Here is a 12,307-nt window from a genome sequence, read left to right on the forward strand (position 1 = left end):
TAAGAGGGTATTCAAGTTATCTGAGAGGGTTTTGGATTCCCCTCAGCAATTTTGATTGGGAAAACACGTCAATCGTTGACTCTGCTGATGCCTATGGACGCAGTGCCGGAGATTAGGTTCCCTTGGGCGTAGGGGCTTCACTGGGGACAAGAACCGATTCCACTTGGGTATTCATTTGCCAGCCCGAAATTAAGGCGGCGGGTAGGGTATGGGGTTTGGGGCTGTGGAGCAGGTAAATCAGGCGATCGCCCACTTGCCACTCTTCATTGGCTCGCACCACCCGCAATCCCTCTGGCCGTTCCACAAGCAGGGGAAGCACTTTCCCAGAGCGGATCAAGGCGTCAAGGTGCTGGCGTTGCAATTGCGATCGCTCCTCCTCAATCACCAGTTCCCCCAAACGAACCGCCTCAGTGTTGATATATTGGTTCCATTTTTTAATGGACAGTTGCCGAGCAAAGGCTGGACTCAACCCCAAGGGACAATCCTCTACCTCAAGGGCGGCCAAGACCCGTGGCGGGTGAAATTCTTCGAGGACGCGCTGTGCCAGCACCGCATTCACCTCAGTATTACTAGTCACAGCCAGATAGGTGCCCAATTGAGTAATGCCGGCCTCCTGCAAAATATTCAGGTCAAGGGCACTACTGAGATAGACGGGCAGATGTTCACGGCGGGCTTGTTCAACGGCCTCAGGATCGGTGTCAATCATCACCACCTCTTCGCCGCGATCGCGCAAGATCCGCGCCAACAAACGACCCAAGGGCGTACAGCCAGCAATCATCACCCCTGAAGCCCCTTGGGCACGCACATTCAGTTGGGTTGCCACCCAGCGCGCCGTTAGGCCTTGGCCGAAAACCGTCATCAAAATCGTCAGGAACACTTGTCCTTTAATGGCATCCCCCCCACTAATTCCCGCATTGGTGAGGGTAATCGAAAATAGCGAAGCCACTGAAGCCGCAACAATTCCCCGCGGCGCAATCCAACTGAGGAAGGCTTTTTGTTGCCAACTGAGATCACTGCCCCATGTACATAGGACAACGCCGAGGGGACGGATCAGGAACATTAAGCACAACACCGTGAACACCCCCGACCAACCTAGCTCCAATAGACCAGCGATCGAGAGATCCGCAGCCAGCAGGACAAACAAGACCGAGATCGAGAGCGTACTCAGTTGACCCTTGAAACGCCGCAGTAGCCGCCCCCCCGGCACATCCGACCAACGCAGTACCAGCCCCAGAACCACCGCCATCATCAAGCCGGATTCGCTCACCAGTTGATCCGAGAGCCAAAATAGCCCCCACAGCACTGCCAGCACCAACAGGTTCCGCAAATCTTCCGCCAAAAACCAAGCGCGGTGCAGGAAGCGATTGAGACACCAGCCACCAATACCACCAATCAAGACCCCCACCGCCAAGCGCTGAATAATCCCGAGGGCGATCGCCCCCATGCCGAGGTCTTGATTGAGAACTACGTTCAGCACCATCACCGCCAAAATGGCACCAATGGGGTCAATGAGCACGCCTTCTCCCTCGAGAATGACCGCCAATTTGTGCTCTACACCCACCTGACGCAGCAGCGGCCCTACCACCGTAGGCCCGGTCACCACCACCACGGACGCATAGAGAAAGGCCAGTTGCCACGGAAACTCGCCAATCCAATGGGCGGCCATGGCGCCAGCCACAAACGTCACCAATCCCCCCAGCGTCACTAACTTCCAGAGGCTACCCGTAATATCTTGGTCAGCGCGGCTCAGGTCTAAGCTCAAGCCCCCCTCAAAGAGAATCAAGGCCACACACAGGGGCACTAACACTTCTAGGCCTTCGCCTAAAACTTCCGGATGGACTAGCCCCAAACCACTGGGGCCTGAAAGAATACCCGCCAGTAACAACAGGACAATACTCGGCAGCCGTAACCAATGGGCAGTCACTTGGGCACCAATGCCTAGGACAACGGTGATGACGAACAAGGCGGTGAGTTCGGCACTACTTTCCATCGCAGCCTCCACAGAGGTTTAGGCGTTTAGGGCTAGACTGACGGGCAAGCGTTCCTCCTTGTTCTACGTCAAAGTTCAGTATTGGACTGTTACATTTGTCACACCCTATTGCGGGGGAACCTGATTACAGGATACTGGAAGTCCTTGAGCATTGCCAATTTCAATCAATTTTGTAAAACTCTCCTAGAGAGGGGAAACAGGGCGCGATCGCCACCACAGCCATGCTGCTGCACCACAGAGGGTACAGTTGCCAATGAACGTGAGCAGCGCTTGCAGATCCACCAACCAAGCCAGTGTCACTGCATTATCGAAGTAATGCCACGTACAGGCACACATGGCACTCACCAACGCTGGTAGCATTGCCCACGCCAACCACCGCCATCCCTGCTCCGGACAGCGGCGATCCAGTTGTGCCACAAACCAAATGGCGGCCATCCACTCCAGCACACTGGAAATGTGCACTATCCATGTGGAAATTGACAGGGCGTGCATTCGGCCTCCGGATAGATGAGGATTTTGTAAGTCTCAGGAGTGGGATGTACTGCCTGTTCCACCGCCTCGGCAAGTTTGGCCAAGGGATAGCGATCGCTGATCAGGGCTTTGACATCAATGCGGCGGTTAAAGATAATGTCGCAGGCTAAGGACTGTAAGCGGTAGGAGGAACTGTAGCTGCCCATGAGATCAATCTCACGGCGATAGAGAATGTTGGGATTGAGGGGAATCTCCACCTCATCGGGAAACTCGGCAAAGAAGAGAATTTTGCCCCCCTTGCGCGTACACTCTAGGGCTTGGAAAAAGGCCTTCTCACTGGGAACCGCCAAGAGACTGACATCCACCCCCAAGCCATGGGTCAGGGCTTGCACCTTGGCACTGAGATCGGGATCGCGGGCATCAAAGGCGGCAGCAGCGCCCACTTCTTTGGCTTTGGCAATTCGCGAGGGCAGTAAATCGGTGGCGATCGCCCGTGCCCCAAAGAGATTCACCAACATAATAAACATTAGGCCAATAGGCCCTGCCCCAGTGATCAGCACCGTTTGGCCGGGAGCAACACCTGCTTTCTTCACTGCCTTGAGGCAACAGTTGGTGGGTTCAACGAAGCTGGCTTCTTCATCACTAATGTGATCGGGAATGGGAATCAGACCGCCATGCTGCACAATGTGCCCCGGCACTTTCACATACTCGGCAAAGCCCCCACCACTGGGAATAAAGCCCGCCGTTGTCGTCACCGTCTTATAGACATGGCACATTGAATAGTTTTCATTCAAGCAGTAGGCGCAGTGCATACAGGGAATATGGTGCATGACCACCACCCGCTGACCCACCTGCCAACCCGTCACGGCCTCACCCACCGCCGCAATTTTACCCGCCGTTTCATGGCCAAAAATACGAGGCGGCTCATAGAGGGGATAGCGAATTTTTTTGATGTCCGATTGGCACAAGCCAACGACCTTGACGCGCACAAGGACTTCATCCGCCGCAATCTCAGGGATGGGAATGTCCTCGTAGCTGAGTTGGTTCACCCCTCGGAACACTTGGGCTTTCATTGAGACCTTTGCAAACTCATCACCCCTAAAGATAATTGTCCCTTGCACCGAGAGCAAGTCTGGATGATACCCCTTTGCGGCTTCAAGCAAAGGAAAACTCTAGTTGTTTTGCTGCCGACAAGCAAATCGTGGGCTGAGGTGATTGGATTTCAAGGGCATTCAATAGATTCACCAGCGATCGCCCCACCGCTGCCGCCAAATTCACGGGCACTGCATTGCCAATCTGCCGATACTGGCTTGAAAGAGAACCACAAAACTGCCAATCATCGGGGAACGTTTGGATACGCGCATATTCGCGCACGGTCAACGGTCGTGTTTCGGTGGGGTGGCAGCGTTCTGTTTGCTTTTGGGCAGGGGAGCAAGTCAATGTCAACGCAGGTTCATCCCATGCCAAGTGCCGTGCCATCCCCGTTTTGCCACCATCAAGACGAAAACTTCCCATCAGATAAGCCTGCTGCAGGTCTGGGGGCAAGTCGCGCCAACACCCTCCTTCGGGAACCTGTTGCAAAATCGCCGCTTTCTGCTCAGGGTAACGCTGACCCGCAGAGGGAGGCACATCGCTTGATTTCTCTTTCAATAAATTCCTCATCACTGAGATGATAAACAGCAATATCGAAAGTTGCTTTTATTGGATCAATTTTGAGCTTCTTAAATTCTGTGAAATCAATTGATGAGCGATAGTTTAGAATTGTTTCTTTAACATGAGCACGAATATCTTCGTCGCTAATAAATCCCAGCTGACAGTAGGCACTGGAACAGGAGCATAACTCATACTCTAGAAAAGAAAAGAGTTATATTAAGATTTTTACTGCTTTTGACATCTTACGTAACAAAGTGGTGGTGAAAGAGACTCCCCTGAAATACTAGAGGAAGAGTCCTGAGTACTGGGGGCAAGTTTGTTGTGGCGTATCCCTTGCACGTTGCCTTCATTTGGCACCAGCACCAACCCCTCTACAAAAGTTGTCGCACCGGTCAATACCTGCTCCCTTGGGTACGGCTCCACGGCACGAAGGACTACTTAGATCTGATCTTAGTCCTCGCCAAATATCCCCGCCTCAAGCAAACCGTCAACCTTGTCCCCTCCCTGTTGCTGCAAATTCAGGATTATGTCAACGGTACGGCCCTTGATCCCTACCTCACAGCCACACTGACGCCGGTCGAGCAACTCACGGATCAACAGCGCTGGTTTATCATTGAGCATTTCTTTGATGCCCACCACCGCACAATGATTGACCCCCATCCCCGCTATCGCGAACTCTACGAGCAGCGGCAAACCCAAGGGAAAACTTGGTGTTGGCAACACTGGCAGCCGCAAGATTATGGGGATTTGTTAGCGTGGCACAATTTAGCGTGGATTGATCCTCTCTACTGGGAGGAGCCAGAGATTGCCCAATGGCTGTCCCAAGGGCGGGATTTTAGCCTGAGCGATCGCCAGCGGATCATTGCCAAACAGCGGGAAATTCTTGGCCAAATCATTCCCCAGCACCGCGCCCTTCAAGAGGCGGGTCAAATTGAAGTCACCACAACCCCCTATACCCACCCGATTTTGCCCCTCTTGGTGGATACCGATGCCGCCAAAGTAGCGGTTCCCAACATTGCCCTGCCCCAACAGCGGTTTCAATATCCCGAAGATGTTCCTCGGCATTTGCGGCGGGCGCGAGTTCTTTATGAACAATTCTTTGGGCAATCGCCCCGCGGACTGTGGCCGTCAGAGCAATCCGTGAGTCCAGCCATTCTTGAACCCATTGTCGAGCAGGGATTTGAGTGGATTTGCTCCGATGAAGCCATCTTGGGCTGGACAACGGGAACCTATTTTTACCGCAACGAAGCAGGGGTTGTCCAACAAGCCAATGTTCTTTACCAACCCTACCGCCTGACCACTAGCAAAAGGGATCTCAACATTGTCTTTCGCGATCATCGCCTCTCGGATCTGATTGGTTTTACCTACAGTGCCATGGCTCCCGAAGCAGCGGCAGCGGATCTGCTCAAGCAGCTTGAGGGTATTCGCCAGCAACTCATTGCCTATGAAGGGACTGGCCAATCCAGTTTGGCGCAACCATGGCTTGTGACCATTGCCCTCGATGGTGAAAACTGCTGGGAGTACTATCCCCGCGACGGCCTGCCCTTCTTAGAAAGGCTTTACCAAGGCCTGAGCGAGAACGAGCACTTTGCCTGTGTTTCTGTGGCGGAGTATCTGCAACAATATCCCCCACGTGCGGTGATTTCGGGTTCTGCTCTCCACAGCGGCTCTTGGATTGATGGCAATTTCTGTACGTGGATTGGCGATCCGGTAAAAAACAAAGCTTGGGACTATTTAGGGGCTGCCCGCCAAACCCTTGAACGCCACCCCGAAGCGACAGAAACAAACAATCCAGCGGCATGGCAAGCCCTTTTGGCGGCTGAAGGCTCTGACTGGTTTTGGTGGTTTGGTGAAGGCCACTCCTCGAACCACGATGCCCTGTTTGATCAGCTTTTCCGTGAGCATTTGATGGCGCTCTACACAGCATTGGGGGAGCCAATTCCTGAGGTTCTCAATGATCCCTTAGAAGTCCACGAAGCCAAGGATACCTACCCACCCCAAGGCTTTATTCACCCTGAGATTGATGGGCGCGGTGATGAGCAGGACTGGAACTTTGCTGGCCGGATTCAAATCGGTGGCAGCCGCGGGACGATGCACCGCCAAACCCTGATCAATCGCCTCTGGTATGGGGTGGATCACCTAAATATCTATCTGCGTCTTGATGCTCCGAACCAGAAACAGCCCTTTGGGAATGACATCAGCACCCTGCACTTTTGCTGGTACTACCCCAACAGGGTGACGTACAATAGCCCCCTCTCTGATCTGCGAGATTGCCCCGACGAAGCCCCCCTCAACTACCTGTACCACCATCAATTGGTAATTGACTTTGAAAAGCAACAGATTGCTTTCAAGGAGGCGATCGCCAACTACCAGTGGGAAGAGCGACCCAGCCATGCCCGCTATGCCTTGGGCATCTGCCTAGAAGTGGCCATTCCTTGGGCAGATCTGCACCTGCATCCCGATTGTGGCCTGCATTTGTTGATTGTGTTGGCACAGGATGGCTATTACTTGGATCATCTGCCCACAGAGCAACTGCTCTTTTTGACCACACCTTAGACCTTGAGGCGAAGCGTTAACAACAAGCGATCGCTCAGGCTTCGCAATGCAGCTACGGTTGAGGGCAAATAATTTGCAGCGAGAAATTATTTTCTGCGTACCAAAGTTCTGTAAGCTCAGATAGGAAACCTCTGCGGGATCAACTTGTGCAGTTAGGAGGGTTGTGTGGATAACGTCATCGGCTTAGAGATTATTGAAGTTGTCGAGCAGGCGGCGATCGCCTCAGCGCGGTGGATGGGCAAAGGTGACAAACACATGGCGGATCAGGTCGCCGTGGATGCCATGCGCAACCGCATGAATCAAATCCATATGCGCGGTCGTATTGTGATTGGCGAAGGGGAACGGGATGAAGCCCCAATGCTCTACATTGGCGAAGAAGTGGGCATTTGTACCCGTCCCGATGCTGCCCAATACTGTAACCCGGAAGAACTCATTGAAATTGACATTGCCGTTGACCCCTGTGAAGGGACAAATCTCTGCGCCTACGGCCAACCCGGCTCAATGGCAGTACTGGCCATTTCTGAAAAAGGGGGGTTGTTTGCGGCTCCCGACTTTTATATGAAGAAATTGGCGGCGCCCCCTGCTGCCAAGGGCAAAGTCGATATTCGCAACTCGGCGACAGAAAACCTGAAAATTCTCTCGGAATGCCTTGACCGCGCCATTGATGAACTGGTGGTGGTGGTGATGAAGCGCGATCGCCACAATGACTTGATTCAAGAAATTCGCAATGCGGGTGCCCGTGTTCAACTGATCTCCGATGGCGATGTCTCCGCTGCTCTCTCCTGTGCTTTCTCTGGTACCAACATTCATGCGCTCATGGGTATTGGTGCTGCGCCTGAAGGAGTGATTTCCGCTGCTGCCATGCGTGCCTTGGGTGGGCACTTCCAGGGGCAACTGGTCTATGATCCCGCTGTGGTCATGACCAAGGAATGGGCGAATCGCACCCGCGAAGGCAACCTCGAAGAACTCAAAAAAGCCGGCATCACTGATCCCGACAAGGTCTATGAAGCGGAGGAATTGGCCTCCGGCGAAACCGTTCTCTTTGCGGCCTGTGGTATTACGCCCGGTATGCTCATGAAAGGGGTGCGCTTCTTCAAAGGTGGCGCCCGTACCCAATCTTTGGTCATTTCCACGCAGTCGAAAACGGCTCGCTTTGTCGATACCATTCACATGTTCGATAAACAGTTGAAGTCGCTGCAGTTGTACTAAGCGCTGCTCGGTGAAAGAAAATTAGCTCCCTCCCGGTGAGGGGGTTTTCTTTTTATCTTCGGGAATAGCGATGCCCTTAACTCTACCCACAGCAATTACCCTTGCGCGCCTGTTGATCGTGCCCGTGATAGTGGGTCTGCTCTCGTTGAATCACAGTGCCGTGTACCGTTGGTGGGGGGTGGGTTTATTTTTGGTGGCAGCCCTCACGGATTGGCTGGATGGCTACATTGCTCGCCGTCTCAATCAGGTGACGGATTTGGGCAAGGTGCTGGATCCGCTCGTGGATAAGTTGCTAATCTTGGTGCCCCTGTTGCTGTGCATTGAATGGGGAGAGGTGCCCGCATGGTCTGTGGCGTTGATCCTCTTTCGGGAACTAGGCATTGCTAGTTGGCGGGTTCAGCAATCTCAAATTCAGGGCGCCAATCTCTGGGGTAAAGCAAAAACCCTTAGCCAGATTATGGCCGTGGCATTGCTTCTCGCTCCCTTACCGCCTAGTTGGCAGGGGGGAATCCTCATTGTTTATGGGGGGGCGATCGCCCTCACACTGATTTCTGGGGCACTTTATCTTCGTGGTTGAGTGCCAATGCGCCCCGCGAGCACCTCCTGCAACTGCTGGGGATTGATGCGATCCACCCAATAGGCTTGAAAAGTGGGCTGGGTCACCTGATTGACAAAGGTTTGACTCAGGAATGGACGCAAGGACTCGTTTTTTTGATTAAAGACGCCAAAGAAAGCCCCCGCCAGTCCCTTGAAAAAGGGCTGTGCCAACTGTGGGTTCGGGCCAATGAGATCATTGGGAACCGGTAATACTCCCGCTTCACTGACCCCCACTGCCGAGAAGTGGGTACCGGGCACGAGCATGGCAAGGTACTTGGGCTGCGCCTGTAACCATGTAAAAGGCCAGATCTGCTCCTCTAAGGGTGGCGCAAAGACATCCCGACTACTGGAAACAATCAGCGTGGGCACCTTGATATTGGCCATGCCCCGTTCGCCAATGAGGATACTACTCACTGGATTGACGGCAATCACAGACCTGACCCGTGGATCCGCCGGTGTAGAGGGCACAGCGGCAAGACCGAGACTACGACATTGCAGGGGCACTGAGATATTAAAGATAAAGAGATCACGAGCGGCTGCTAGACAGCGTTGTTTGACGGCATTCCAGTCAACAGTCCCCCCTGCTGCCGCCAACACGGTAAAGCCCCCCATCGAGTGGCCAAATAGCCCCACATTATTGGTGTCAATTTTTAGGGCTGGATTTTTCTGAACTAACGACGCGACAGCATCCACACCAAATTTCAAGTCAAGGGGGCGCTGTGCCCAATCCTTTGGCAAGTTCTCGTAGTCGAGGGGTGCCCCGGAGAGAAAACTATTAATTCGGCTGGCATCCGAACCGGGGTGAGTGACTGCCAAAACTGCCAATCCATGACTGGCCAAGTGCTCTGCTAAGTAGGCAAACGTCGTGCGGTCTGAGGCTAAACCGTGGGAAATGACGATGAGGGGGGCTGGTGCGATCATCCCTATGGGGACATAGAGATCTGCGGGAATGAGGCCTGTGGTGCGATTGGGATTGGTGAATTCAAGTTTTTGCTTTTGCCACTGGAAGGGTCCTTTTTGGGCAGGATTAAGGCCACTGGCAGGCAGTGGCGTTCTTGGTTGGAGTTGCGCCAAGCGTTCGATAAAGTCTTGCGCCCGCTGTTCTTGATTCACTGCACGGGTAAAGGCACCCACTGCCTTCAGACCGAGTTCACCATTGACTTTAACACTCTTGCCGGGAAAGGCTTGTAGTACTGAGAGCAGGGTAATGCCTGCGGGGGAACTGGCGGCGGTTTTCAGGGCTTCCCCAAGGGCTGGGCCCCCATTGACATCATTATCTGCCCGAATAACTTGGCCAATGCGCTCTAAAAAGCTTTGACCAATGGGACTTTTGACAAACTGGCTAACGGTTGTTGGTTCTAAGTCCATGCGTGTGGTCAAGCCTTCGCGCAAGTTGGATTCTTGGGCGTTGGGAAGTAGCCGAATTAAAAATCTTAGCTCCGAACTCGCATTCCCCGTTTTGGCAAATGTGGCAAGGTCACTCACTTGGATGTTGAATGTGCCGAAGGGCGGATACACAAGGCTAATTTGCTCGGCAGCCAGTCCCGCCTGTGCCCAAACGGTTGCTGCTGCGCCCAACAGAGAGAACCACTGCCATTTTTTCCGCGTGCGCGCGATCGCCATCCCTGAGATACCCTCACTTAATCACTAGCATTATCGTTGTTTGCAACGTCACCTGCAACTCCAAGGACTGGCAGCCTGAGGGCTAGGTTCCGACTCTCTGAAAAGGGCTGTAAAGGGCGGCCGCTATGGTATTGTGCTTTTGGAAAAAATGAGGGAATTTGCCCATGAGTGAGGATGCAGTCAAGCAAATGAAGCAGGCCGTTGCCAAAGCTGCTGCCGATCGCGTGCAGTCTGGAATGATTGTTGGCTTGGGCACTGGGTCAACCACGGCCTTTGTCATTCAATTTTTGGGCGATCGCCTGCGCAATGGGGAACTGAGCAACATCGCTGGTGTGCCCACCTCGTTTCAAGCCTCTGTCCTCGCCAAAAAGTATGGCATTCCCCTAGTCACCCTTGATGATGTGGAGAAATTAGACATCGCCATTGACGGTGCCGATGAAGTGGATCCCGCCAAAAACTTGATCAAAGGGGGTGGGGCGGCTCACACCCGTGAAAAAATTGTTGATTCCCTTGCGGATCAGTTCTTGGTGGTGGTGGACAGCAGTAAACTGGTGCAGAAATTGGGTTCTACCTTCCCTGTGCCCGTGGAAGTGTTACCCTTTGCCGTGGCTCCGGTGACTCGTGCCCTGAAAGCTCTTGGGGGGCAGCCTGAACTGCGCATGGGGGTGAAAAAAGATGGCCCAGTGGTGACGGATCAAGGCAACCTTGTCCTTGATGTCAAATTTGATGACATTTCTAACCCCGCCGAACTAGAGAAAACGATGAACAACATCCCCGGTGTTGTCGAAAATGGCCTGTTTGTCAACGTGGCCGATGTCATCCTCATTGGTGAGATTGTGGATGGCCAGCCCCGTGTGCGTGAAATGGCCTAGCAGTTTTTCCATTTCCTGCGAGGAAGCAACAGTTACTTTCCGGTGATCAATCTCTCAACCCATCAGTGATTGAGGTCTCAGGCGGCGACAGGATTGCCATCAATAATTGGGGTATCCACTCCATAGGAGCCTCCAATGTCTCTCCACTCCTTCACCCGTCGGTTGATCACCCTAAGCAGTATTGTGGTTTCAGGTGTTGTGGTTGCTACTACGGCAGCACAGGCAAACCCACCGATTATCGTCAACTGCAACAGCAGTGGCCAAGTTTGCGATCAAATGGCGCATTACAACTTCCGCTCTGAAAGTCCGTATTGGGATTATGCCCTCCAAGTCACTGCGCCTGCTACCCACTGCTCGGAAGTGAAATATTTCACCACCAATCGTCAGGGACAGCGGGTCGAAACGGAGTTCCTTGGCCCCAACCGTTCAGCCTTTTTGCCCATTGGTGGCAACTGGGAGCGGGGGAATCACACGATTCAAATTGGGGCGATTGGACGGCAAGGTGGCTGTAATGTAGGCACGCTCAGTTCATGGGGCATCCAAGTGCAGCCTGCCGTTGTTCCCCGCTAATGAGGAATAAACTCCTAGAAACTTAACTCATCTTCATCTATTCAAGGGTCGGTGGCAACGACACTGACCTTTTTTTGTGCTTATTTTTAGCGCACTTTACCAATTTTCATTTATTTTACTTCCGCGTTAGTATAGCCTCTCCCTGAGCGGATTGCAGCCCCCTGTTCCGAGGGATCCCCTGCGAGGGGTGTCAAATTATTTTCTACAAAGCTACTAAAAATACTCAAAGCCTCCTATAGAGAGACTCCGAGGGATTCAACGCCAAAATCAGACTTTAGGAAATTTGAATAGATCCGTCGGCAGAGAAAATTTAATTGAACTCTTGGGGGCGATCGCTCGTCAAATTATTGGGAAAAATTCTACTTGAGGATTTGTACCATGCGATTGCGTTGGTTGGTATTGGCATTAGGAGTGGCAGGAATGTTGAGCACAGGAGCGATCGCCAGCCGTGCTGGTAAGGAGGTGCCCGCCACGCTTACGGGTCGAATTACGGCGGTTGTTGATGAGGATGAAGTCTTACTTGAGGCCAATAACCAACGCTACAAGCTCGATCTACCGGATGCCTGCAAACCTGCCCTGCGCAATGGCGTTCTTAGGGTGGGCGGCGTTGTTACTGCCAGTGGCAAACTTGAACTTGATGATCGCGAGCTAGATGTTTCCGTTGTTCAGATGAATGGGCGTCGGGTCTGCCCATAATAAATGCCGCCAGCGTACTGCACTGCCAATAGCACTGCTTGGTGGTACGGGGAATTGCGGTCAAGTTCCG

Annotated in this window: 11 protein-coding genes and 1 pseudogene; 6 read left to right on the plus strand and 6 right to left on the minus strand. The window is 53.1% G+C overall.

All coding sequences use genetic code 11. From position 1 onward, the window contains the following. Positions 1-112: 112 nt before the first annotated feature. The 5 genes and pseudogenes from RHJ80_RS07245 to RHJ80_RS13110 form a co-directional block, all read right to left on the minus strand. The gene (locus tag RHJ80_RS07245) at positions 113-1,990 is read right to left on the minus strand and encodes a cation:proton antiporter (RefSeq protein ID WP_310800662.1); all 1,878 of its coding nucleotides are present in this window, start codon (positions 1,988-1,990) and stop codon (positions 113-115) included. 183 nt (positions 1,991-2,173) lie between these two features. Then, on the minus strand, positions 2,174-2,482 hold the full coding sequence (locus RHJ80_RS07250; RefSeq protein ID WP_310742822.1) for a DUF2499 domain-containing protein: 309 nt from the start codon (positions 2,480-2,482) through the stop codon (positions 2,174-2,176). Next, entirely contained in the window at positions 2,452-3,534 is a 1,083-nt protein-coding gene (locus tag RHJ80_RS07255; RefSeq protein ID WP_310800663.1) for a zinc-dependent dehydrogenase, read from the minus strand. The genes RHJ80_RS07250 and RHJ80_RS07255 overlap by 31 nt, the downstream gene beginning before the upstream one ends. 82 nt (positions 3,535-3,616) lie before the next feature. Further along, positions 3,617-4,096, minus strand: a pseudogene (locus RHJ80_RS07260) (DNA cytosine methyltransferase); the annotation flags it as partial. Beyond that, entirely contained in the window at positions 4,059-4,271 is a 213-nt protein-coding gene (locus tag RHJ80_RS13110; protein ID WP_315863371.1) for an Eco47II family restriction endonuclease, read from the minus strand. The pseudogene RHJ80_RS07260 and the gene RHJ80_RS13110, both read right to left, overlap by 38 nt. A 164-nt stretch (positions 4,272-4,435) precedes the next feature. Between RHJ80_RS13110 and RHJ80_RS07265 the strand changes: the two genes are divergently transcribed. From RHJ80_RS07265 to pgsA, 3 genes are all read left to right on the plus strand, one after another. Beyond that, the gene (locus RHJ80_RS07265; RefSeq protein WP_310800665.1) at positions 4,436-6,670 is read left to right on the plus strand and encodes a glycoside hydrolase; all 2,235 of its coding nucleotides are present in this window, start codon (positions 4,436-4,438) and stop codon (positions 6,668-6,670) included. Between the two features lie 165 nt (positions 6,671-6,835). Then, positions 6,836-7,879, plus strand: a complete 1,044-nt coding sequence (gene glpX / locus RHJ80_RS07270; RefSeq protein WP_206199585.1) for a class II fructose-bisphosphatase — start codon at positions 6,836-6,838, stop codon at positions 7,877-7,879. 70 nt (positions 7,880-7,949) lie between these two features. Then, complete coding sequence (gene pgsA / locus RHJ80_RS07275) at positions 7,950-8,456, plus strand: CDP-diacylglycerol--glycerol-3-phosphate 3-phosphatidyltransferase (RefSeq protein WP_302677929.1); 507 nt, start codon at positions 7,950-7,952, stop codon at positions 8,454-8,456. Here pgsA and RHJ80_RS07280 read toward each other — a convergent pair. Next, positions 8,441-10,099, minus strand: coding sequence for an alpha/beta fold hydrolase (locus tag RHJ80_RS07280; RefSeq protein ID WP_310800666.1), 1,659 nt, complete (start codon positions 10,097-10,099; stop codon positions 8,441-8,443). The two genes, pgsA and RHJ80_RS07280, sit on opposite strands and share 16 nt — an antisense overlap. 164 nt (positions 10,100-10,263) lie before the next feature. On the opposite strand from RHJ80_RS07280, the gene rpiA reads away from it, so the two are divergent. From rpiA to RHJ80_RS07295, 3 genes are all read left to right on the plus strand, one after another. Further along, positions 10,264-10,971 (plus strand): ribose-5-phosphate isomerase RpiA, encoded by a 708-nt coding sequence (gene rpiA, locus RHJ80_RS07285; protein WP_206199588.1) that lies wholly within the window; start codon positions 10,264-10,266, stop codon positions 10,969-10,971. A 135-nt stretch (positions 10,972-11,106) separates the two neighbouring features. Further along, a complete protein-coding gene (locus RHJ80_RS07290) occupies positions 11,107-11,541 on the plus strand; it encodes a hypothetical protein (RefSeq protein ID WP_302676322.1) in 435 nt (144 codons plus the stop codon). A gap of 378 nt (positions 11,542-11,919) precedes the next feature. After that, the gene (locus tag RHJ80_RS07295; protein WP_310800667.1) at positions 11,920-12,237 is read left to right on the plus strand and encodes a hypothetical protein; all 318 of its coding nucleotides are present in this window, start codon (positions 11,920-11,922) and stop codon (positions 12,235-12,237) included. The last annotated feature ends 70 nt before the right edge of the window (positions 12,238-12,307 follow it).

Source organism: Thermosynechococcus sp. QS41 (assembly GCF_031583515.1).
Lineage (GTDB): Bacteria > Cyanobacteriota > Cyanobacteriia > Thermosynechococcales > Thermosynechococcaceae > Thermosynechococcus.